Annotated in this window: 20 protein-coding genes; 8 read left to right on the forward strand and 12 right to left on the reverse strand. The window is 64.5% G+C overall.

The features are described 5' to 3' along the window. Window positions 1–225 precede the first annotated feature (225 nt). From KYK29_RS02975 to KYK29_RS02990, 4 genes are read left to right on the forward strand one after another with little or no spacing between them, the layout of a single operon-like run. Window positions 226–1,815, forward strand: coding sequence for an ABC transporter substrate-binding protein (locus KYK29_RS02975; protein ID WP_254689353.1), 1,590 nt, complete (start codon window positions 226–228; stop codon window positions 1,813–1,815). Then, window positions 1,815–2,930 carry an ABC transporter permease gene (locus tag KYK29_RS02980; RefSeq protein ID WP_437437210.1) on the forward strand — a complete coding sequence of 372 codons (1,116 nt, stop codon included), beginning with the start codon at window positions 1,815–1,817 and terminating at the stop codon, window positions 2,928–2,930. The genes KYK29_RS02975 and KYK29_RS02980 overlap by 1 nt, the downstream gene beginning before the upstream one ends. Continuing rightward, on the forward strand, window positions 2,927–3,754 hold the full coding sequence (locus KYK29_RS02985; RefSeq protein ID WP_254689354.1) for an ABC transporter permease: 828 nt from the start codon (window positions 2,927–2,929) through the stop codon (window positions 3,752–3,754). Before KYK29_RS02980 ends, KYK29_RS02985 begins: the two co-directional genes overlap by 4 nt. Then, the gene (locus KYK29_RS02990) at window positions 3,747–5,378 is read left to right on the forward strand and encodes an ABC transporter ATP-binding protein (protein ID WP_254689355.1); all 1,632 of its coding nucleotides are present in this window, start codon (window positions 3,747–3,749) and stop codon (window positions 5,376–5,378) included. The genes KYK29_RS02985 and KYK29_RS02990 overlap by 8 nt, the downstream gene beginning before the upstream one ends. Window positions 5,379–5,382: 4 nt before the next feature. On the opposite strand, the gene KYK29_RS02995 is transcribed toward KYK29_RS02990, so the two are convergent. Together KYK29_RS02995 and KYK29_RS03000 are read right to left on the reverse strand one after the other, a co-directional pair. Next, on the reverse strand, window positions 5,383–5,817 hold the full coding sequence (locus tag KYK29_RS02995; RefSeq protein WP_254689356.1) for an ACT domain-containing protein: 435 nt from the start codon (window positions 5,815–5,817) through the stop codon (window positions 5,383–5,385). Continuing rightward, on the reverse strand, window positions 5,814–6,767 hold the full coding sequence (locus KYK29_RS03000; RefSeq protein ID WP_254689357.1) for an alpha/beta hydrolase: 954 nt from the start codon (window positions 6,765–6,767) through the stop codon (window positions 5,814–5,816). The genes KYK29_RS02995 and KYK29_RS03000 overlap by 4 nt, the downstream gene beginning before the upstream one ends. A gap of 162 nt (window positions 6,768–6,929) precedes the next feature. Here KYK29_RS03000 and KYK29_RS03005 point away from each other — a divergent pair, with 162 nt between their 5' ends. Next, entirely contained in the window at window positions 6,930–7,103 is a 174-nt protein-coding gene (locus KYK29_RS03005) for a DUF1328 domain-containing protein (RefSeq protein WP_254689358.1), read from the forward strand. Window positions 7,104–7,205: 102 nt separating this feature from the next. Further along, window positions 7,206–7,721 carry a hypothetical protein gene (locus KYK29_RS03010; RefSeq protein WP_254689359.1) on the forward strand — a complete coding sequence of 172 codons (516 nt, stop codon included), beginning with the start codon at window positions 7,206–7,208 and terminating at the stop codon, window positions 7,719–7,721. Window positions 7,722–7,852: 131 nt separating this feature from the next. Here KYK29_RS03010 and KYK29_RS03015 read toward each other — a convergent pair whose 3' ends face one another. The 3 genes from KYK29_RS03015 to KYK29_RS03025 form a co-directional block, all read right to left on the reverse strand. Beyond that, window positions 7,853–9,397 carry a trimethylamine methyltransferase family protein gene (locus KYK29_RS03015; protein WP_254689360.1) on the reverse strand — a complete coding sequence of 515 codons (1,545 nt, stop codon included), beginning with the start codon at window positions 9,395–9,397 and terminating at the stop codon, window positions 7,853–7,855. A 38-nt stretch (window positions 9,398–9,435) separates the two neighbouring features. After that, entirely contained in the window at window positions 9,436–10,665 is a 1,230-nt protein-coding gene (locus tag KYK29_RS03020) for an aromatic ring-hydroxylating oxygenase subunit alpha (RefSeq protein ID WP_254689361.1), read from the reverse strand. A 103-nt stretch (window positions 10,666–10,768) separates the two neighbouring features. Further along, entirely contained in the window at window positions 10,769–13,219 is a 2,451-nt protein-coding gene (locus KYK29_RS03025; RefSeq protein ID WP_254689362.1) for a GcvT family protein, read from the reverse strand. A 129-nt stretch (window positions 13,220–13,348) separates the two neighbouring features. Between KYK29_RS03025 and KYK29_RS03030 the strand changes: the two genes are divergently transcribed. Both KYK29_RS03030 and KYK29_RS03035 read left to right on the forward strand, forming a co-directional pair. Continuing rightward, window positions 13,349–14,203: a LysR family transcriptional regulator gene (locus tag KYK29_RS03030; RefSeq protein ID WP_254689363.1), complete on the forward strand. Its 855-nt coding sequence runs from the start codon at window positions 13,349–13,351 to the stop codon at window positions 14,201–14,203. A gap of 56 nt (window positions 14,204–14,259) precedes the next feature. Beyond that, window positions 14,260–14,517, forward strand: coding sequence for a hypothetical protein (locus KYK29_RS03035; RefSeq protein ID WP_254689364.1), 258 nt, complete (start codon window positions 14,260–14,262; stop codon window positions 14,515–14,517). 60 nt (window positions 14,518–14,577) lie between these two features. On the opposite strand, the gene KYK29_RS03040 is transcribed toward KYK29_RS03035, so the two are convergent. The 7 genes from KYK29_RS03040 to KYK29_RS03070 form a co-directional block, all read right to left on the reverse strand. After that, window positions 14,578–15,351, reverse strand: a complete 774-nt coding sequence (locus KYK29_RS03040) for an SDR family oxidoreductase (protein WP_254689365.1) — start codon at window positions 15,349–15,351, stop codon at window positions 14,578–14,580. Between the two features lie 83 nt (window positions 15,352–15,434). Continuing rightward, window positions 15,435–16,790, reverse strand: a complete 1,356-nt coding sequence (locus KYK29_RS03045; RefSeq protein ID WP_254689366.1) for a sensor histidine kinase — start codon at window positions 16,788–16,790, stop codon at window positions 15,435–15,437. Then, window positions 16,787–17,443: a response regulator transcription factor gene (locus KYK29_RS03050; RefSeq protein ID WP_254689367.1), complete on the reverse strand. Its 657-nt coding sequence runs from the start codon at window positions 17,441–17,443 to the stop codon at window positions 16,787–16,789. The genes KYK29_RS03045 and KYK29_RS03050 overlap by 4 nt, the downstream gene beginning before the upstream one ends. Before the next feature lie 118 nt (window positions 17,444–17,561). Then, window positions 17,562–19,190: a phosphoethanolamine transferase gene (locus KYK29_RS03055; RefSeq protein ID WP_254689368.1), complete on the reverse strand. Its 1,629-nt coding sequence runs from the start codon at window positions 19,188–19,190 to the stop codon at window positions 17,562–17,564. 111 nt (window positions 19,191–19,301) lie between these two features. Next, window positions 19,302–20,198, reverse strand: coding sequence for a sugar phosphate isomerase/epimerase family protein (locus KYK29_RS03060; RefSeq protein WP_254689369.1), 897 nt, complete (start codon window positions 20,196–20,198; stop codon window positions 19,302–19,304). A 91-nt stretch (window positions 20,199–20,289) separates the two neighbouring features. Next, the gene (locus tag KYK29_RS03065; protein ID WP_254689370.1) at window positions 20,290–21,228 is read right to left on the reverse strand and encodes an ABC transporter substrate-binding protein; all 939 of its coding nucleotides are present in this window, start codon (window positions 21,226–21,228) and stop codon (window positions 20,290–20,292) included. Between the two features lie 68 nt (window positions 21,229–21,296). Then, window positions 21,297–22,280, reverse strand: a complete 984-nt coding sequence (locus KYK29_RS03070) for an ABC transporter permease subunit (RefSeq protein ID WP_254689371.1) — start codon at window positions 22,278–22,280, stop codon at window positions 21,297–21,299. Between the last annotated feature and the right edge of the window lie 21 nt (window positions 22,281–22,301).

A 22,301-nucleotide genomic window follows, 5' to 3' on the forward strand; every position in this document is an offset into this window, starting at 1 on the left:
GAAAAGAAGCATATTGATATCAATAGATTAGAAAATAATTTTACACGACGACCCAGGCATTTAAAACTGCGCCGACAGCGAGAAAAAGGAGGAAGGGAAAGATCGGCGGCCAGATCCGCAATCGGGACAATTATCGGCCCGGAGGTTGCTTTCATGGCCAAAAACGGAAATCCTGCCAACCAAGACAACAATTGCCCGGCAAGGGCCAACAAAGGGAACAGGGGAATGACTGACTACACCAAATATCTCACGACACAGGTCTCGCTCGGCCGCATGAATCGCCGCGAATTCATGGGCCGCGCCGCAGCGTTCGGCATCACGCTGGCGGTGGCTGGAACGATGTTCGAGACGGCGGCCCGCGCGCAGGAACCCAAGCGCGGCGGCCACCTGAAGCTCGGCCTGGAAGGCGCGTCTGCAACCGACTCGAAAGACCCCGCCAAGAACCTTTCCCAGTTCATGTTCGTCACCAGCCGCACCTGGGGCGACATGCTCGTCGAAACCGAGCCGCTGACCGGCCAGCCCATTCCCGCCCTCGCCGAATCCTGGGAACCCTCCGCGGATGCGGCGACCTGGAACTTCAAGATCCGCAAGGGCGTCACCTTCCACGACGGCAAGGAACTGACGGTCGATGACGTCGTCAAGACATTGCAGCGCCATACCGACGAGAAATCGGAATCCGGCGCGCTCGGCGTCATGAAGTCGATCAAGGAGATCAAGGCCGACGGCGATCATCTCATCCTCGTCCTGACCGAAGGCAACGCCGATCTGCCGCTGCTCCTGACCGACTACCATCTCGTCATCCAGCCGAACGGCGGCTTCGACGATCCCGATGCGATGATCGGCACCGGCCCTTACAAGGTCACCAGCTTCGAAGCCGGTGTGCGCGCCACCTTCGAGCGCAACCAGGACGATTGGCGCACCGACCGCGGCTATGTCGATTCGGTCGAGCTGATCGCGATGAACGACACCACGGCCCGCATCGCCGCCCTTTCCTCCGGCCAGCTCCACTACATCAACCGTGTCGATCCGAAGACCGTCGATCTGCTGAAGCGCGCACCGAATGTCGATATTCTCAGCACCTCCGGCCGCGGACATTATGTGTTCATCATGCATTGCAACACCGCGCCCTTCGACAACAACGACGTGCGGCTGGCGCTGAAATACGCGATGGACCGCGAGACGATGCTGCAAAAGATACTCGGTGGCTACGGCAAGGTCGGCAACGACTTCCCGATCAACGAGACCTATGCGCTCTTTTCCGACGATATCGAGCAGCGCGTCTACGATCCGGACAAAGCGGCCTTCCACTACAAGAAGTCGGGCCACAGCGGTTCGATCCTGTTGCGCACCTCCGATGTCGCCTTCCCCGGCGCGGTCGACGCCGCCGTCCTCTATCAGGAAAGCTGCAAGAAGGCCGGCATCAACATCGAGGTCAAGCGCGAGCCGGGCGACGGCTATTGGGCCAACGTCTGGAACGCCCAGCCCTTCTCCACGTCCTACTGGGGTGGCCGCGCGACGCAGGACCAGATGTATTCCACCGCCTATCTTTCGAACGCCGACTGGAACGACACCCGCTTCTTCCGGCCCGACTTCGACAAGCTCCTGCTGGAAGCCCGTTCGGAACTCGACGACGCCAAGCGCAAGGAGATGTACCGGACCATGGCCATGATGGTGCGTGACGAGGGCGGCCTGATCCTGCCGATGTTCAACGATTTCGTGAATGCCTGCACCAAGCAGGTGAAAGGCTATGTCCACGATATCGGCAACGACATGTCGAACGGCTACGTCGCAACCCGCGTGTGGCTGGACTCCTGATGAGCGACCTCGGACCAGCGCGCGGTCCGGAACCGATGGCGAAGCCGGCTGCGGACGAAGTTCCCCAGCCGGCCGGCGCCGCCGGGCCGACTGCGCCCACCCAAGCCGACCTCCCGTCCCAGGACGGCCCGCTCGCGTTCTTCGCCGGCGCCCGCCGGCGCAATCCGCTGATGTCTCTCATTCTCCAGCGCCTTGCCCTTAGCGTCGCGCTGCTGTTTGCCGTGTCGCTGATGATCTTCGGGGGCGTGGAAGCCCTGCCCGGCGATTTCGCGACCACCTATCTGGGCCAGTCGGCCACGCCGCAGGCCGTCGCGAACATCCGCAAGGAACTCGGTCTCGACCAGCCGGCGCCCACCCGCTATTTCCAATGGCTCGGCGGAGCGCTGCAAGGCGATTTCGGAACCTCCTGGGCGTCGCGCAATTCGGTCAGCGAACAGATCGGCAAGCGGCTTGGCAATTCGCTCTTCCTGGCCTTCTTCGCGGCTGCGATCTCGATACCGCTGGCGGTCGGGCTCGGCATGCTGGCGGTGCAATTCCGCGACCGCTTCCCCGACAAGATCATCAACGTCGTATCGCTGGCGGCGATCTCGCTGCCCGAATTCTTCGTCGGTTACCTGCTGATCCTCTTCTTCGCCGTGAACATGGGCGTCGCCACCTTCCCGGCGACCGTCTATGACACGATGACCATCGGCCAGCGGCTGTCCGCCATCGCGCTGCCGACGGCGACACTCGTGCTGGTCGTGCTTGCCCACATGATGCGCATGACCCGGGCGGCGATCCTCAACGTCATGTCCTCGGCCTATGTCGAGACGGCGGAACTGAAGGGGCTTTCCGGCCTCAGGATCATCGCCCGCCATGCCGCACCGAACGCCGTCGCGCCGGTGATCAACGTCATCGCGCTCAACCTCGCCTATCTCGTGGTCGGCGTCGTCGTCGTGGAAGTGGTCTTCGTCTATCCCGGCATGGGCCAATATATGGTCGACGCCGTGACGGTGCGCGACATGCCCGTCGTGCAGGCCTGCGGCCTGATCTTCGCCGCCTTCTACATCCTCCTCAACATGTTCGCCGACATCCTCGCGATCGTCGCGAACCCCAGGCTGAGGCATCCGCGATGAACCTTCGTTCCATTCCGCTCAGCGCGTGGATCGGCATGGCCGGCATCGCCTTCGCCCTCATCTGCGCTTTGTTCGCTCCCCTGATCGCGCCCTATGGCGAAGCCCAGATCGTCGGCTCCGTCTGGGAGCCGGCAGGCGGCACCTTCCTGCTCGGCACCGACAACCTCGGACGCGACCTGTTCTCGCGGCTGATCTTCGGCGCCCGCACCACGATCTTCGTGGCGCTGGCCGCCACCGTCCTTTCCTTCTCGCTCGGCATGCTGCTGTCCTTCACCGCAGCCGTCACGGGAGGATTGATCGACCAGACCTTCTCGCGCTTCAACGATCTGATGATGGCGATCCCGACGCTGATCTTCGCGCTCGTCGTTCTGGCCGTGCTGCCGCAGCAGCTGTGGATCCTGATCCTCGTCATGGCGGTGCTCGATTCGACGCGCGTCTACCGCATCGGCCGGGCCGTCGCGCTCGATGTGGCGGTCATGGAGTTCGTGGAAGCCGCAAGGCTGCGGGGCGAAGGCACCGGCTGGATCATCTTCCGCGAAATCCTGCCCAACACGCTCTCGCCGCTGCTCGCCGAATTCGGCCTGCGCTTCGCCTTCTCGATCCTGTTTCTGTCCACCCTCTCCTTCCTCGGCCTCGGCATCCAGCCGCCGGCGGCCGACTGGGGCGGCATGGTCAAGGACAACAAGGATGGCATCATCTTCGGTATTTCGGCGGCGCTGATCCCCGGCGGAGCGATCGCCGGTCTGGCGATCTGCGTCAACCTCGTCGTCGACTGGCTGATGAAACGGACCTCCAGCCTCAAGGGAGGGCGCGGCGATGGCTGATCTTCTTTCCGTCAGGGACCTCAAGATCGAGGCGACGAGCTATCCGCCCGGCGAGCGGCCAAGAACGGTGACCCTCGTCGAAGGCGTCTCCTTCGACGTCGAGAAGGGCAAGGTGCTCGGGCTCATCGGCGAATCCGGCGCGGGCAAGTCGACGATCGGCCTCACCGCGCTCGCCTACGGCCGCGGCGGCGTGCGCATCACCGGCGGCGAGGTCAGGCTCAACGGCGAAGACCTCCTGAAGCTCTCGCCCGGCGGCATCCGCAAGGTGCGCGGCGCGAAGGTCTGCTACGTGGCACAATCGGCGGCCGCCGCCTTCAATCCGGCTCACCGGCTTGGCGAACAGGTGATCGAGGCCGCCCTGAGGCACGGGGTGATGACCCGTGCGGAAGCGGAAGAGCGCGCGCTCTATCTTTTCCGGGTGCTCGGCCTGCCCAACCCGGAGACCTTCGGCCAGCGCTATCCGCACCAGGTCTCCGGCGGCCAGCTCCAGCGCGCCATGACGGCCATGGCGCTCTGCCCCAATCCCGAGCTGATCGTCTTCGACGAGCCGACGACCGCGCTCGACGTGACGACGCAGATCGACGTTCTGGCGGCCATCAAGCACGCCATCGAGGAAACCGGGACGGCGGCGATCTACATCACCCACGACCTTGCGGTCGTCGCGCAGATCACCGACGATATCCTGGTGCTCCGCCATGGCAAGATGGTGGAATACGGCTCGGTGCAGCAGATCATCGAAGCGCCGCAGGCCGAATACACCCGGGCGCTCGTCAATGTGCGGGGAACCCGCAGCGAGGAGGCCGTCGACCAGTCCGACACGCTGTTGCAGGTGGAAAACATCACCGCCAACTACTCCAACGGCTTCACGGTCCTTCACGATGTCTCCCTGCATCTGCCGAAAGGGCAGACGCTGGCCATCGTCGGGGAATCGGGATCGGGCAAATCGACGCTGGCGCGCGTCATCACCGGCCTGCTTCCGCCCCGGGAAGGCACGATCAGCTTCGACGGCAAGCCGTTGCCGAAGGCGCTGAAAAAACGCTCGAACGACGAATTGCGCCGCATCCAGATGATCTATCAGATGGCCGACACCGCGATGAACCCGCGCCAGACGGTGCGCGAGATCATCGGCCGGCCGCTCACCTTCTATTACGGTCTGCGCGGCAAGGAGAAAAGCGCCCGCGTGAACGAGCTTCTGGACCAGATCGAAATGGGTGGCCAGTTCGCCGACCGCTATCCGGCGGAACTTTCCGGCGGACAGAAACAGCGCGTGGCCATAGCAAGGGCGCTGGCGGCCAGGCCCGAACTGATCCTTTGCGACGAACCGACCTCCGCGCTCGACCCGCTGGTGGCCGAGGGGATCCTCAAGCTGCTCCTGAAGCTGCAGGAGGAAACGCATGTCTCCTACATGTTCATCACCCACGACATCGCCATCGTGCGGGCCATCGCCGACAGCGTGGCGGTGATGCATCGGGGCCGCGTCGTGCGGTTCGGGCCGAAATCGAAGGCGCTCTCGCCGCCTTTCGACGACTATACCGATCTCCTGCTGAAGTCCGTTCCCGAAATGGAGATCGGCTGGCTGGAGCGCGTGCTGAAGACCCGCCGCATGGAAAGCGCCGGCAACTGACGCCTCAAGGTGCAGGCGCCACCCCGCCGCCGGCGGGGTGGCCCGCCGTATGCGACAGCGCCCGCAGGGTTTCAAGCGCCCGGCCGGCATCCTGTTCCGGTACGAAAATGTGGTCGTGATAGAACCCCGCCACCACATTGGCGCTGATGCCGGCGGCCGCCAGCGCCGTGGCAAAGGCCGCCGTCAGCCCCACCGCTTGCAGCGAGGAATGAACCGAAAGGGTGATCATCCGCATCGGCGCGCTTGTCGCAAGGCCTCGCGCCGCGTCCGCCCGCAGAATGAGGGTGACGCCTTCCGCTTCGCGGAAAAGACCGACGGGATCGCGCGCCAGACAGGCGGCCAGATCGTCCGCCGGCACGCTTGCATAAACGAAGCATCCCTCGGCGAGAACCGGCTGCATGGTGGCCAGGAGCGCATCGAGATCGCGTAATCCGCTCATGCCTGAGCCATCCGGCGAAGCGCATCGCACAGCGCGGCGAAGCCGGCGCGGGCGCCCTCGCTCATGAAGCGCGCCCTCAGCCAGGCATGGACCATCTCGCGCTCCTCGCGGAACTCGACCGAAACGCCGGAAAGCGCCAGCCGCGCCGCATAGACGCGTGCGTCGTCGCGCAGCGGATCGTAATGCGCGGCCGTGATAAAGGTGGGCGGAAGCCCTTCGAGACGGCCGGCGGCCAGCGGAAAGGCGTGAGGATGGCCGGCGGGCGCCTTGTAGATATCCCGGTAATAGGCGACATCGGCCGTGGTCAGACCCGGCGCTTCCGCCATTTCCACATAGGAGCCGGCGGAAAGGTCACCGCCGAGCGCGGGATAGACAAGCGCCTGCCCGAGGATGCCGCGCAGTTCCTCGTCACGCGCCTTGAGGGCGATCCCGGCCGCCAGATTGCCGCCGGCACTGTCACCGGCGACGATCACCGGCCGGCCCTCGAGCAGAAGGTCGACCAGCACCGCCCAGCAATCGTCGAAAGCGGCCGGCCAGACGTGTTCCGGCGAAAGCCGGTAGTCAACGGAAACCAGTTCCGCACCGGCGGCCTCGGCGATCTCGGCGCAGATCGCGTCGTGACTGTCGAGCGAGCCGACGACGAAGCCGCCGCCGTGAATGTAGAGGATGCGGGCGCGGGCCGTCAGGGCTGCCGGCCGATAGCGGCGCACCGGGATCCGGCCCGCCACTTTGCCGTCTTCGCTGGTCATGCCCGGCGGCGGCGGCGCATCGAAGGCGGCGCAAAGGGCGTCGTACCAGCGACGCTGCTGGACGACATCCGCATTCGCCGCATCCGGCGGATAGAAGGAATCCGAAAGCGTGAGAAAGGCCAGGATGCCCGCCTCGTCCGGTATCGGCCGCTGCTTGCCTCCGCCATCGTCAGCCTGCTCGTTCTCCGGATCCTCTCTCATCGTCCTCCCCTGCCTGCGCGCTCCATCCCGCTTTGCATCCCGATTGGTCGCACGGCGTCCGTCCCCAGGCAATTGTAATATTTCGCAATCTCCCCGCAACCGGTACCGGCGGCGGGAACGTTTTGCCCGCCCGCGCGTCTTTTCAGAAAAGGAGACGCCATCATGCTCAAATGGGCCCTTATCTTCTTCGTCATCTCGCTGGTTGCCGGCTTTCTCGGTTTCTCCGGCGTTTCGGCCGCCAGCGCGACGGTTGCGAAGGTCCTTTTCGCCATCGCCCTGTTCATTTTTCTCGTCCTGCTGGTTCTTGTTCTCACCGCCGGCAGCCTCGCCCTTTGAGAAACGAAAAAGGCGGCCGGCCCGCGACATATTGCGAAATTGCCCGCATCCGACCTTCCGCCCTCCTTCCGCGCAGGCTATAGGGGGTGCAGGAGGACATGCATGGTCTGGGCATTCCTGGTCGCGGCGGTGGCCATTCTTTATCTCGCACTCCGTTTCCGGCGTTTCCGCAGCTGGGTCGAACCCGTCCTCACGATCGTCGTGGCCATAGGCCTCGCGGCGGCGCTGCTGATCTGGTTCACCGAAGACCGGTCCGTGCCGGGCAATACGGCGACGGGGGCCGCAAACGGCGACCCCGCCTTCGCCGACGCGGTGGTTCTCTCCGATCTTGCCGCCGAGCCGGGACAGACCGGAACGAGCTTCCGCATCAGCGGCACGGTCACCAACGGCAGCGCCACCGCGCTGCAATCCTTCCGGGTCGATATCGTTCTTTCCGATTGCCCGGCGGACGACTGCCGCGAGATCGGGCGCGACAGCGCCCTGATCATCCTGCGGCTGCTACCGGGCGAAACCCGGCCGTTCAGCACCTTCGCGGTGTTTCCCGGCAGCGATCTCACGCCGGTGACCGCCGCGCGCTGGGCCTTCACGCTACGCGATCCCCGCCCGCTGACACGCTAAGGGCATTTCCAGCAAAAGTGTGAAACGGTTTTGCGTCCGGAAATGCGGAAAGCAAAGGGATAGAGCGGTTCTACCGATACCGTGAAAACCGGAACCGCTCTGAGGAGCCCGGCGCGGATCGCATCCGGTCTTCAGAAATAGATGTCGAACTTCTCCCGCACCGCACGGTCGACCGCAAAATCGAACAGCGGCCCGCCGGCCTCCGAAAGAATACGGTTCTTGCGCTCGATCGCCTTTGCCACGAGGTCCGGGCGGCCGATTTCCGCCCATTCCTTCGGGCTCGTGCGGTCGGCGACGGCCGGATAGATATATTCCGTCTGCATCAGCGACAGCGTCTGCGGATCGCCGAGATAATGGCCCGGCCCGTCGAGGCAGACGGAGCGCATCGTCTCCAGAGAAACCGAATCCTCCGTCACGTCGATGCCGCGTACGCAGCGCTGCACCTGGCCGAGAAGATCGTCGCCCAGAACGAGGCTTTCAAGGCAGAAGCCAAGCAGCGAGGCGTGCATTCCCACCGCCTCATAGACCATGTTGAGGCCGGAAAGTCCGGCCATGACGTTGGAGATCGCCTGCTCCCATCCGGCCTGCATATCCGGCAGCTTGGCATCGGCGATACCGGCGGCCGCGCCGCCGGGCAGGCCGTAGAACTGGTGCATCTGCGCGCAGCCGGCCGTCAGCAGCGCCTGCTCGCCCGAACCGCCGGACATCGCCCCGGTCCTGAGGTCCGAAACGAAGGGCCAGGTGCCGAAGATCGCCGGATGCCCCGGCGCCATGGCGTTGACATAGACGACGCCCGCAAGGCACTCCGCCACCGCCTGCACGATGGCGGTGGCAAGCGGCGCCGGCGCCGTCGCGCCCGCCTGCCCCGCCGAAAGCAGCAGGATCGGCATGCCGGCCCGGATGCAGGCTTCCATGGTGATGCAGCTTTCCTCCGCGAACTTCATCGGCGGCACGACGAAGCAGTTGGAATTCGACACGAAGGGCCGCGCCCGCCATTGGTCCTCGCCGCCGGCCATCATGTGAATGAGATCGAAGCAGCCCGGCACATGGGACGGATCGGAAAAACTGGTGCCGACATGCTTGCTGGTGCCGGCGCAGCAGCCGTAAAGCGTGTTGATGTCCATCAGGAAATTATCGGCGACGTCGCGGCAGACCATCGCCCGCTGGAAGAAATGCACATTGTCGAGATGATGGACGATCCGGGCGGCATCGTAGAGGTCCCGTGCCGTCGATTCGCGATACTCCCGTTTCTCGACATCGACGATATGCACCGCAGCGCCCGCCGTGCCGTAATAGACGCGGGTGCCGGAAAGCTCCAGGTCGTACCGGGGGTCGCGGCCGCAAAGCACGATGCCGCGCGCGGCGATGGCCAGCATGTCCTCGACCAGAGCGCGGGGGAAGCGCAGACGCCCGTCGTCGCCGAGGATCGCTCCCGCCCGGGTCATGATCTCGACGCCGGATGCCGGCGCATTGGCAAGGCCGATATTTTCCAGGGCGTCGAGCGCCGCCTCATGGATACGGCGCACGGCGGCCTCCGTCAGCGGCCTGTACTGCCCGCCCGGCAGGCCGGCGCGGACAGGGCGGATATTCTCCGCCAGCGGTGCGGCCCGCATGGCGACACGCGCGGCCCGTCCCCCGGCGCGCCGGGAGGTCTGGGTTGCCTCGATGCTGTTCATTCCAGTCCCTCCCGTTCGTGCTCCATGTGCGGCGCGCTTTACGGCCGGCTGATTTCGTCCAGATACCAGTCGATGTAGCGAAGCTCGTTATGCTCCATCGGCGCGATCGGACCGGGGGTGAAATAGTGCGATTTCACGCCCCGCGCCGTATGCTCGATGATCGCCTTGTCTTCCGCCGTGGTGACCTTCCAGAGCCAGGTGAGCTTTTCGAGATCGTAGTCCCGCCCCTCCTCCGCCTGACCGTCAACGAGCCAGATCAGTTCCATTTCGCAGCTTTCCGCCGTCTTGGGGACAAAGCGGTAGATCATGCCGTGATCGGGATAGCAGACGAGGAAGGTCGTGCCGCCGAGATGGATGGAGGTGACGCCGCCGTCGAAATCCGTGAAGCGCCCCATCAGCGGCGCCACGGCCTTGCCGTCCTCGCTGCCGCTTTCGACCCCGTCGTAAAGCGCATAGCGGAAGGCGTGGATGGCCTCCCGGCCCTCGCGCGAGGTCTGCCAGTGGTTTCCGGAGCCGACCTCGATACCGAGGGATGAGGTCCGCGCCTCCATCGCCGCGTTCAGCGCCTCGATCATGTGCAGCGGCTGCTCCAGCGCATGGGTCTGCGAATATTCGGGATGCGCGGGGCCGCAATGATAGCATTCGACATAGTTCTCGACGGCCAGTTTCCAGTTGGCGTCGACCGGATAGGTTCTGCGATAGGCGACTTTCGCGCTGCCCCAGCCGTATTGGCCGCAGGTCGCCCGCAGCAGGTTCTCCACTTCGGAAAAATCGAGCGGCACGTCTGCGAAGGAAATGAAGATCAGCCCTTCGACGACGCGCACATGCAGTTTTTTCAGGCCATGATCCTCACGCCGGAAATCCTTGGGCATCAGGCGCGCCGCTTTCAGGCTGCCGTCATTGCCATAGGTCCAGGCGTGATAGGGACAAACGAAAACCCGGGCATTGCCCTTCTCCTTCGTGCAGACCTCGGCGCCGCGATGACGGCAGACATTGAGCATCGCGTGGATGGCTCCGTCCGGCGCACGGGTGACGATCACCTGCTCGCAGTCGATGCGGAAAAGCTCGAAATCGTTGACGTTGGGGATCACGCTTTCATGCGCGACGCAGTGCCAGTGCCGGCGGAAGACGCGCTCCATGTCGCGCCGGTAGATGGCTTCATCGTGATAGAAGGCCCGGACGAGTCCATGGCCGGGGCGGTGCTCGGCGACAAGTCGGTCGATCGGATCGGCTGCGGCGGGGATGTTGATATTGTCAGGTTGAAGCATGCCACCCTCGTGGAGGATCGAGACCGGTGCACCCCGACCGGCAAGGTTATTTCAGCATGTCCATCGGCGGCCCGCCGTCACAGCGGCCCGCCGGCAAGCGGCATCATGCGCGCAGTCTTTCATTCATGGGATCGAAAAGCGGACCATCGGGCTGGACGACGGCCTTGAAGCGGTCGCCGTAGATTTCCACTTCGATTTGCGTGCCCGCGACGGCAAGCTCGGTCTTCAGCATGCCGAGCGCGATGGATGTTCCGACGCGATAGCCCCAGTTGCCGGAGGTCGTCTCGCCGACCACCTGACCATCGTGCCAGAGCGTCGACATATAGGGCGCGTCGCATTCGCCGGCCTCGACGGTCAGCGTCACGAAGCGGCGGGTGACGCCCGCCTGCTTTTCGCGCTCCATCGCCGGCTTGCCCTTGAACATCGGCTTCGACCAGTCGACGAAACGTTCGAGCCCGCCCTGCAACACGGTGTAATCGGTCGAAAGATCGCCCTTCCAGGCGCGATAGCCCTTTTCGATGCGCAGGCTGTCCAGCGCCTCCATGCCGAAGGGACGCAGGCCATGCTTTTCGCCCGCCGCCCAGACGGCGTCGAAGATCGCCGCCGTATCCGCGATCTTCGAATGGATTTCCCAGCCCAGTTCACCGGCGAAGGAAACCCGGACGAGCTGGCACCAGCGGCCGGCGATCCGGCAGCTCTGATGGGTCAGCCAGCCTTTTTGCAGATCGGCGTCGCTGACGTCGGCAAGGATGGCGCGCGAATTCGGCCCGGAAAGGATCTGGCAGGAGAAATCGTCCGTCACATTGTCGATCGTGAAATCCGCATTCTCCGGCTTGTGCTTCTCCAGCCATTCGAGATCGTGCCACTCGGCGCTGGCCGCGGTGATGAGGAAGAAGGAATCCTCGTCGAGCATCATCACCGACATTTCGGTGACGATGCGGCCCTTGTCGTCGGAGAAATAGGCGAGGCCGATACGGCCGGGCTTCGGCAGCCTGCCGGTGACGAGCGTCGAAAGCCATGCGCTCGCGCCAGCCCCCTTCACGCGGAAGCGGGCGAAGCCGGGCAGGTCGAGAATGCCGGCGGCTCCGGTGACGGCGCGGCATTCCTCCTCGATGCGCGGTCGCCAGGGGCCTTCGCGGTTCCATGTCTGGGTCGCTTCCGCCGACGTGTCGTCGCCGAGCTTTGCATACCACATCGCCCGTTCCCAGCCGTTGTAGGGCCTGAACTGGCCGCCGAGCGCCTTGATGCGGTCGTGGATCGGCGAGAGTTTCCGGTCGCGGCCCGCCGGCCAGGCGTGCTTTGGAAAATGCATGGCATATTCGTGGCCGTAGATTTCCATGCCCTTGGCCACGCAATAATCCTCGTCGGACGCAAAACGCGTAAAGCGGCGCGGATCGCAGGACCACATGTCCCATTCGGTCTCGCCTTCCGTCACCCATTCGGCCAGCACCTTGCCTGCCCCGCCCGCCTGGCAGATCCCGAAAGTGAAGACGCAGGCCTCATAGGCGTTCGGCACACCGGGCATCGGCCCGAGAAGGGGATTGCCGTCCGGCGCATAGGGGATCGGCCCGTTGATCACGCGCGACAGGCCGGCGGTGCCGAGGATCGGCACGCGCTCGACAGCATCGTTCAGATACCATTCGAGGCGGTCCAGATCATCCGGAAACAGCTGGAACGAGAAATCGTCCGGCATCGGATCGTCCGGCGTCACCCAGTGCGCCTTGCAGTTGCGCTCGTAGGGGCCGAGATTCATGCCCGCCTTTTCCTGGCGCAGGTAATAGGAAGAATCCACGTCGCGCAGCAGCGGCAGCTTCTGGCCGGCCTCTTTCGACCAGGCGGCAAGCTCGGGGATTTCCTCAAAGAGGATATACTGATGGCTCATCACCATCATCGGCACGTCGCGGCCAAACCACTTGCCGACCTCGCGGGCATAATATCCGGCCGCATTGACGACCTTCTCGCAGCGGATTTCACCCTGCGGCGTGGAAATCACCCATTCGTCGCCCTCGCGCCTTGCGCCGGTGGCCGGACAGAAGCGGACGACCTTCGCGCCGAGATCGCGCGCGCCCTTGGCGAGCGCCTGCGTCAGCTGCGCCGGATCGATGTCGCCGTCATAGGGATCGTAGAGCGCGCCCGTCAGGTCGTGCGTTTCGAGGAAGGGGTACTTCGACCGTATCTCGTCCGGCGACAGGATATCGAGGTCCATGCCCTGATAGCGGCCCATGCCGACGACGCGCTTGAATTCCTGCAAACGCTCCTTCGAATGGCCGAGGCGGATCGAGCCGGTGACATGGTAGTTCATCGGATAATCGACGCGCTGCCCGAGATCGCGGTAAAGCGAGGCCGAATAGCGCTGCATGTTCATGATCGACCACGAGGCGGAGAAGGTCGGCACATTGCCGGCCGCATGCCAGGTGGATCCCGCCGTCAGCTCGTTCTTCTCCAGAAGGACGCAATCCGTCCAGCCGGCCTTGGCCAGATGGTAGAGGGCCGAAGCGCCGACCACTCCGCCCCCGATGATAACGACCCGTGCATGCGATGGCAGTCCCGACATTCTCGCTCCTCTTCCTTTGTCCCGGATTTGTGGCAACCAAAGCCCTCTGCGGCAAGCGCAGGATCCGTCTTTATTAATCGAAAAATTCGATTACCATCCGTAGAAACATTCACAAAAAACGGCGTATTCATGCAAATTGTTCTGATTGAGACATTTCTGGACCTGATGGAAACGCGCAATTTCAACCGCACGGCGGAACGGCTGAACATTACGCAATCAACGGTCACCCACCGCATCAACGCACTGGAGGGAACCTTCGGGCGCAAGCTCTTCGCGCGCAACAAGGGCGGCACGCAGCCCACCGCGGCGGGCCTGCGCTTCCTCGATCATGCCAAGGCGCTGCAACACCGGTGGCACGAGGCCGCGCGCGCTGTCGAAAGTGCGGGCGCCTATGAACGGTCCATGCGCATCGGGCTCCAGCACGATCTTGCCGCCGATTTCGCCGGCGACTGGCTGGCGGCGGTGCGCACCGATCTGCCCGGCACCTCGATCTATGTGGAGGTCGACTATTCCAACCAGATGAACCGCGACCTCGGTGCGGGCAATCTCGATCTCGCGATCCTCTTCACTCCGCATTACCTGCCCGACCTGCATTACGAGCGTATCGGCGACGTCAGCTATGAGATGGTCAGCAACAGGGTGTCGCAAATCGAGGACGTCAGGCCGGAGGATTACATTCAGGCGGTCTACTCCCCCGCCTTCGACCGGCTGCATCGCGAGGCGCATCCCGCCCTTTCGACCGCCCCGATCGCCAGCGGCGAGACCACCGCGATCCTTGCCCTGCTGCAAAAGCTCGGCGGCTCCGCCTTCGTGATGGCCGCCGACGCGCGCCGGCTGTTGCAAAGGGGCGCGGCCGGCCGCGTGGCGGGCGTCGAGCCGATCACCCAGCCCGTCTATGCCGCCGTCAACGTCCGCACGCGCCATGCCCACCAGCACCGCAGGATCATAACGGTCATGCAGGCCCTGCTTGCCTCCGCTGCTTGAAACGCGCCGCCGCGACGCTTAAGAACGGCCGGCCGACAGACCGAAGGATCCCCGCCATGACCGCACGCGACCGCTATTCCCGCAAGCTCGAATGCGCCAAATGCGACCACTCCGGCTATGCCGAAGTGTCGGAGGACGACATGCCGAGCCGCGCGAATCCCGATTTCCGGGTCGATTCGCTACCGCATGGCTTCACCACCGAGCGGGCGTCGAAATATCCGGACAGGCACATGATCCGCTGCCGCTGCGGCCATGTCTTCAAGTTCCAGCAGAAGACCGTCTACGCCGCCGGCGGCGAGCCGCGGCGATCCTGAAAGCCGGAGGGGTCGGACGATACCGCCCCGTCCGGAAAGAAAGCGCGGCGGGACGGCCCCTCAGCCGCGCCCGACGAGCGGCATCTTCGTCGCCATCACCGTCATGGTGAGCACATTCGCGTCGAGCGGCAGGCTAGCCATATAGACGACGGCGTCCGCCACGTGCCGGACGGACATCGTGGGCTCGCTGGCGGTCTCGCCGTTCGCCTGCAACACGCCGGCGCCCATCTTCGAGGTCATGTCGGTGGCGGCGTTGCCGATATCGATCTGGCCGCAGGCGATGTCGAAGGGCCGGCCGTCGAGGGCGGTCGACTTGGTCAGGCCGGTGATCGCATGTTTCGTCGCCGTATAGGGCGCGGAATTCGGGCGCGGCGTCGTGGCCGAAATCGACCCGTTGTTGATGATCCGCCCGCCATGCGGCGTCTGCGCCTTCATCAGGCGGACGGCCTGCTGCGTGCAGAGGAACGCGCCGGTGAGATTGGCCGCCACGACAGAATTCCATTGCTCGAAGGAAAGCTCCTCGATCGGCACGGGTGGCGCATTGGTGCCGGCATTGTTGACGAGCACGTCGAGCCGGCCGAATTCCGCACGGATCGCCTCGAACAACGACTCCACATCGGCGGGATCGCCGATATCGCAGCGGATCGCCCGCACGACATGACCGGTTTCTCCCGAAAGCGTCGCGGCGGCCTCTTCCAGAACATCCGTCCGCCGTCCGGTGATCACCACCTTGTAGCCCTCGCCGCTCAGCGCCTTGGCGATGGCCAGCCCGATGCCCGTGCCGCCGCCCGTCACGAGCGCGATCCGTCCCTCTCCGGTCATTTTCCGTTCCATGTCAGATGCTATCTCCCGGTTCCTCATCGTTGCGACCAGGTATCGATAACGCAAACAGGCCGACCGTCAAGCGCCGCCTGCCGTCAAGCGCCGCCCGCCGGGGTTTCGGAAAATACGATCCGGGCCTCCAATCCGCCGGCCCGGCCTGGCACCGGCGAGACCAGCATCAGGCGCGCCTGCATCTGCGCCAGCAATCCGTCGGCGATCGCAAGCCCCAGGCCCGAACCCGCCGCACGTGTGGGGCCCCGGGCGAAACGCTTGCGCAATGCCGTCAGCTCACGTTCGGAAAAGCACGGTCCGGCGTTGCGGATACGAATGTCGCCCTCGGCGGTCACCGCCAGTTCCACCGGCGCGTCCGGCGCACCGTGGATCAATGCATTCTCGACGAGATTGCGCAAAACGATGGCGAAGGCGTCGGCGGTTCCCCTATGCCGCACCTGCGACGACAAGGCGTTGGTGAAATGCAACCGCGCAGGATCCTCCAGTTCCCGGTCGAAATCGGCCGCCACCAGCGCCGCGACCTCCGCCGGATCGAAAACGGTCTCCGCAAGGCCCAGTCCCGCGCTCTCCGCCCGGGCGAGTTGCAGCAGGTTCCCGGCAAGTTTCACCAGCTTCTGCAAGGCCGCCTCGACCTGTTCGGCGCGCTGGCGGCCCGGCATCCCCTTCAGTTCGTCGACCAGCAGCTGCGTCTGCGCCAGCGCCCCGGCCAGCGGCGTGCGCAATTCGTGGGCGCTGTTGGAGGTGAAGGCGCGTTCGGCCGCCAGCGCATCGCGCAGCCGCGACAAGAGCAGGTTTACCGACCGCAGGATCGGCTTCAGTTCCCGCGGCAATCCGCGCTCCTCGATGGCCGCGAGATTGCCACCGTCCTTTTCGCCGATCGCCGCGCGCAGGCCATCGATCGGCGCGAGCGTCCGGCGCACGATGAACAGAACCGTCAGCACCGTCAGGGGAACGATCAGCAGAACCGGCAGCAACAGCGCCGCCCCACCTTCCACCGCCGCCTCGGTCCGGTTGACCATGTAATCCGCCACTTGCAGGAAGACCGTGCCGTCCGGCGAGACCAGCGTGAAAATCCGCCGGACGTCGTCCTGCCAGAAACCCGGCTTCAATGGGGCATCAAACGGGGTCGGAGGCGCACTGCCGGAGCGCAACAGCACCCGCCCGTCCGCCCCCCGCGCCTGATAGGTGAGATATTCCTCCTTCGTCCCGCCGCCGGGATCGGCCGGCCGGAGATCGGGCAAGCCGTTCGTCTCCCGCACGTCGCTCAGCACGAGCGGCATCAGCCGCTCCGCCGTTTCCTCCATCGAACTGTCGAAGATCTCGCCGAACTCGTCCTGCATGACGAAAATGCCGAAGCCGACCGCGACCAGCCAGAAGCCGGTGATCGCCACCGTCAGCCACACCATGAGCTGCCGTGCAAGGCTTGTGCGTTCCCTCATCGGCCCAGCCTGTAACCGATGCCGCGCACCGTTTCGATCGCCGCCCGGCCAAGCTTCTTGCGCAGGCGGCTGACATAGACCTCGACCGTATTGCTCTCGATCTCCGCGCCGAAGGCGTAAAGCGCCTCCTCGATTTGCGCCTTGGAGACCAGCGCCTCCGGCCGGGCCGCAAGCCGGGCCAGAACCGCCCATTCGCGCCCGGACAGGTCGACCGGCCGTCCGGCGACACAGACCCGCCGGTCGGCAAGCTGGATCGACAGCGAGCCGGCATCCAGCACGGCCCTTGCCGAACCCGCATGGCGGCGGGTGACCGCCAGTATGCGCGCGCCGAGCTCCCCGAGATTGAACGGCTTGACGAGATAGTCGTCGGCGCCGGCGTTCAGCCCCTCGATCCGGTCGGAAATCCGGTCGTGAGCGGTCAGGATGATCACCGGCGTCGCATCGCCCGCCGCCCGCAGCGCGTCGAGCAGCCCCAGGCCGGAACCGTCCGGCAGGCGCAGATCCAGCAAAACGAGATCATAGGCCACAGTCGCCGTCGCTTCACGCCCGTTCTCCAGATCACGCATCCAGTCGACGGCGTGCCCGATACCGGCCACATAGTCGCGCACCGCCTCGCCCAGAATGGCGTCATCCTCGATCAGAAGCACACGCACCCGACATTCCTCGCACCGTCCCGCGCCGGCTTCAAGCCGGAGGTCATCGCAGGGAAAGTGAAATCACGTCCCGCCGCCAATCTCAACAGCCATACGGTCGTAACGGCGCCCCGCGTCGCTAGCTCGTCGCATCGAGGCGGCAGGCGGAGACGATATCGAGGGCCGGGTCGCGCACGGCCGTCTCGACATGCATCAGCCCCAGCACGGTGTGGAAGAGGTTGTCGTGCGATTGCGGCTTCGTCATCCGCGCATCGAGGCACCCGGCGGAATAGATCTTTTTCGCCTCCCTGCCGAGCCAGAGCACGAAGGGCACATGCGTCTGCTGCGACGGCGCGATCATATAGGGCGTTCCATGCAGGTAGAGACCGAATTCACCAAGCGATTCACCGTGGTCCGACATATAGAGCATCGCCGTATCGAGCCGGCCCTGTTCGCCGGCGAGACGATCGATCACGCTTGCAAGGATATGATCGGTGTAGAGGATGGTGTTGTCATAGGCGTTGACGATTTCCTCTTTCGAGCAATCGGAGAATTCCGCACTCCGGCAATCGGGCCTGAAGCGGCGGTAGGATTCGGGATAACGCAGATAGTAGGCCGGGCCATGGCTGCCGATCTGGTGGAGAACGAGAACCGTGTCGCGTTTCACCGAACCGATCCAGGCATCGAGCCGGTCGAGAAGCACCTGATCGATACATTCGCCGTCATTGCACAGGCGCGGATCGCCGTCGCTGATCAGGGACTGTTCGCCGACGCGGGAAGCGACCTGCTTGCTGCCGGTATTGTTGTCCCACCATTCGACATCGACGCCCGCATGGCTCAGGACGTCGAGCAGGTTCTCGCTCGCAAGAGCCTTTCTATGGGTGTAGTCGGCGCGGCCGTAGACGGAAAACATGCAGGGCACCGAAACGGCGGTTGCCGTGCCGCAACTGGTCGTATCGGAAAAATAGCGGATATTACGGCCGGCAAGCTCGGGATTGGTCGGGCGTCCATAGCCGCCGAGCGAGAAATTCTCCGCCCGCGCGGTTTCACCGACCACGATGACCGTGAGACGCGGCTTCCTTTCGCCGGTCGCCACGGCGGCGATACGGGCGTCTTCGCCCAGCGGCGCGGCGACGATGGCGACCTCCTCGCTCCGGCCGATGGCGAAATGGACGGCGTTGGCGAACGGGAGGACGGGATTGAGCGTGGCGATCCAGTCGCGGTGCTCGCGCATCGCCGCGGCATAGAAGCGCGCGTGCGAAAGCCCGGTCACCAGCGCGATCGCCACAAGCGGGAGGATGACGAGGAGATTGCCCGCCAGCTTGCGGGGAAACGGCCGGTGGCGAACCCGGACCCAGACGAGCAGCAGCGACGGCAACGCCGCGAAGATCGCCATATGCAGCAGGAAGCCCGCAGTGATCAGATGGCCGGCCTCGGCGGGGGTCGTCTCGGCCGCATTGCGCACCATCTCGCTATCGATCAGGACGCCGTAGCGGTCCATGAACCAGGCGCCCGCCGCCGCCATGAAGATCAGCGTAATGAAAACCGGCTTCATGACGAATTTCACGGAGACCGCCACGAACAGGGCGACATGGAGGCAGGCAAGGCCGATGGCGATGGACACGAGCGGCGCCGGCCGGCCGTCCAGATAGAGCCAGGCCTTCGTCCAGAAGCTGTCGTTCAGGATCGAAAGGACATAGATCGCCGTCACGGCGCTGACGGCGATGCTGCCGATCTGCGGACGGCGAAACGCAAGGGGGTGGAGCATGGGGCTTCCTTTTCCGGCGAAACAGCCCGGCCGTCCGTGACGGCCGCTAAACGCCTCCCATGCTCTTCAAACCTGACATGCCGCTGAACGCCGGCGGATACCCGCGCGACGTCAGGCCGGCAGGTGAGGCATCGCCACCAGTTCGGCCTTGCGCCGCGCGGTTTGAAGGCCAAGCTCGATGAAGCGATGGGCATGGCCGGCAAGCGCCACATTGTCCGTCCACAGATTGCGCCAGATGGCGGTTTTCAGCGACAGATCCTTGTCGACGATGGTGGTGGAAAAGGACTCGAAGGTCACATAATCGTCCCAGCCGATCGCGACCAGCGCGTCGAAGATCGCGGAAAAGTCGATGGTGCCGGTGCCGAGGTAGCCGCGATGGCTTTCGCCGATATGCACATAGCCGATCCTGTCGGCGGCATGGCGGATCGCCAGCCCTACATCCGCCTCCTCGATATTCATATGGAACGTGTCGAGATGCAGGAAGATATTGGAGGCCCCGGTATCCCGGATATAGGCCATGCCCTGCGCTGCGGTATTGAGCATGTTGCTCTCGAAGCGATTGACGATTTCGAGATTGAGCGTGACGCCCGCCGCCCTTGCGCGATCGGCGACCTTCGAAAGCGTCGCCACGCTCGTGTCCCAGCCCTTGCGGGTCAGCGTCCGCTCCTGCTTGCCATGGGAGGAACTCAGGATGCCGGCCAGCTTGCTGCCACCGAGATCACGCACCAGTGCGACGGCCTTGTCGAGGATATCCACCCCTTTCGCCACCACCGCGCCGTCATCGCTGGAAATATCGCCTTCCGGCGGCAGCCCCATGCTGATCGCCACGTCGAGGCCGAGGTCGCGAAGACGGCCCGAAAGCCAGCCGACATCGACTTGCGCGGGGTCGAGATAGGAAAACTCAATGAGCTTGAAACCGAGCTTGTGTGTGCTTTCAAGCGCTTTTTCAAGCTCGGCGCGCGAGGAGCCTGCGCTCCAGACGAAGGAGTGAACACCGATTTTCGACATGAACCCGGCCGCTTTCAGATCGTTGCAAACTGGAGGGAAACGGGACCCGCGACAGCGCCGCGGATCCCGCCGGATGAAATGGCGGACCGCCTTAGCGGGCGGCCGTCCAGCCCTTGTAATCCCCGATGTTGTCGGCGGTGATGAGCTGGGGATCGAGAAGAACGACCGGCTCGGCCGGGGTATCGCCGTTCAGGACCTCGACGCCGAGTTTCAGCGCCTCGCCGGCCATCACATAGGGATCCTGCGATGCGGATGCCTCGATCATCGAGTTGCCGCTGGAAAGCGCCTTTTCGATATCCGGAGCCCCGTCAACCGCCGTGATGAAGAATTCGCTGCGGTTGAGCTGCTTGGCGGCGAGTTCGGCGCCGATGGCGGTCGGATCGTTGATGGCGAAGACCGCGTCGATCTTGTCGAAGCGCGTCAGCAGCCCCTGCATGACGGCAAGGCCGCCATCGCGCGATCCCTGGCCGTTCTGGTCGTCCGACAGGATCTTGATGTCGGGATGCTTGGCGAATTCGTCCTTGCAGCCCTGGACGCGGTCGATGATCGAGGAGGAGGCGGGACCGTTGATGATGACGACGTCACCCTTCCCGCCGAGCTTGTCGGTGATGTACTTGCAGGCTTCCTCACCCGCCTTGACGTTGTTGGTCATCACCGTGACATTGGCCCCCGGCGCGGAAACGTCGAAGGCGGCGACGACGACGCCGGCGTCCTCGGCCTTCTTCACCGCCGGCGCGATCGCCTTGGCGTCGACGGCGTTCAGCATGATGATGTCCACGCCCGCGGCGATGAAGCTGTCGATCTGCGAGACCTGCTTGTTAAGGTCGTAATCCGCCGAAACGGAGATGACCTCGACATTCGGATTGATTTCCCTGGCGCGGTCCTCGATGCCCTTGATGGTCGCGACGAAGAACGGATTGCCAAGCAGGCCAACCGAGATGCCGATCTTGTTCAGATCCTTGGCCGTTGCCGGCATGGCGAGCGCCGCGACCATCGCGGTCCCGACGAGCAGTTTGGAGATGAGACGCATGATTTCCTCCTTCTGTGGCGCCTGTTGCGCCGTTATATCCGGTTGGCACCGGTTCCTCCGGCCGGACCTCACGTCCGGCCAAGCCCTTGCAGCCGATAGCGGTCGAGCGCCACGGCGACGATGATCACGAGACCCTTGATGATGTACTGCCAGATGTCGGAGACGCCGACGAGGATCAGCCCGTTGGAGAGCATCGCGATGATCAGCGCGCCGATCAGCGTGCCCCAGATCGAGCCGACGCCGCCGACGAAACTGGTGCCGCCGAGGATGACCGCGGCGATGGCGTCGAGTTCGTAGGCCTGGCCGAGTTGCAGCCCGTTGGCGGCATAAAGGCGGGCCGCCGACATGGCGCCGCCCAGCCCCGACATCAGGCCCGACATCGAATAGACGAAAAGCAGCACCAGCGACACCTTGATGCCCGTGAGCCGCGCCGCCTCCGAATTGCCGCCGACGGCGTAGATCCAGGTTCCCAGCACGGTGCGTTTCAGGATCACCCAGGATACGAAGATGGTGGCAAGCGCGATGATCGCCAGCCACGGCACGCCGAACAGCGTGCCGTTGCCGATGAAATCGAACGGCAGGTCAGGATTGAAGACGGTCGTATCGTTACCGAGCAGACGGGCGATGCCGCGGATCGCCGTCAGCGAACCGAGGGTGACGATGAACGGCGGCAGGCGCATCCAGGCGATGATCGCGCCGTTGGCGAAGCCGCAGGCAAGCCCGATGCCGATCGCCGCCGGCACGCCGAGCATGCCCATGTCCGGCACCAGCGAGACGATGACGGCCACCATCGCCGAGGCGGCGAGGATCGAGCCCACGGAAAGGTCGATGCCGCCCGTCAGGATGACGAAGGTCATGCCGGCCGCCAGCACCGTGTTGATCGACGCCTGCTGCATGACGATCGACAGGTTGTTGACGGTCAGGAAACGGCCGCTCAGCAGATGAAAGCCCACGGCGAGCAGCACGAGCACCGGCAACATGCCGAGCGCGGTCAGCGTCGAGCGCAATTTCAGCTTGTCCATCCGCGTCTGTTCGGTTTCGCTAGCACTCATGGTTCGGTTCCGCCTCTTCTG

Origin of the sequence: Shinella daejeonensis (genome assembly GCF_024281235.1) — a bacterium.
Lineage (GTDB): Bacteria > Pseudomonadota > Alphaproteobacteria > Rhizobiales > Rhizobiaceae > Shinella > Shinella daejeonensis.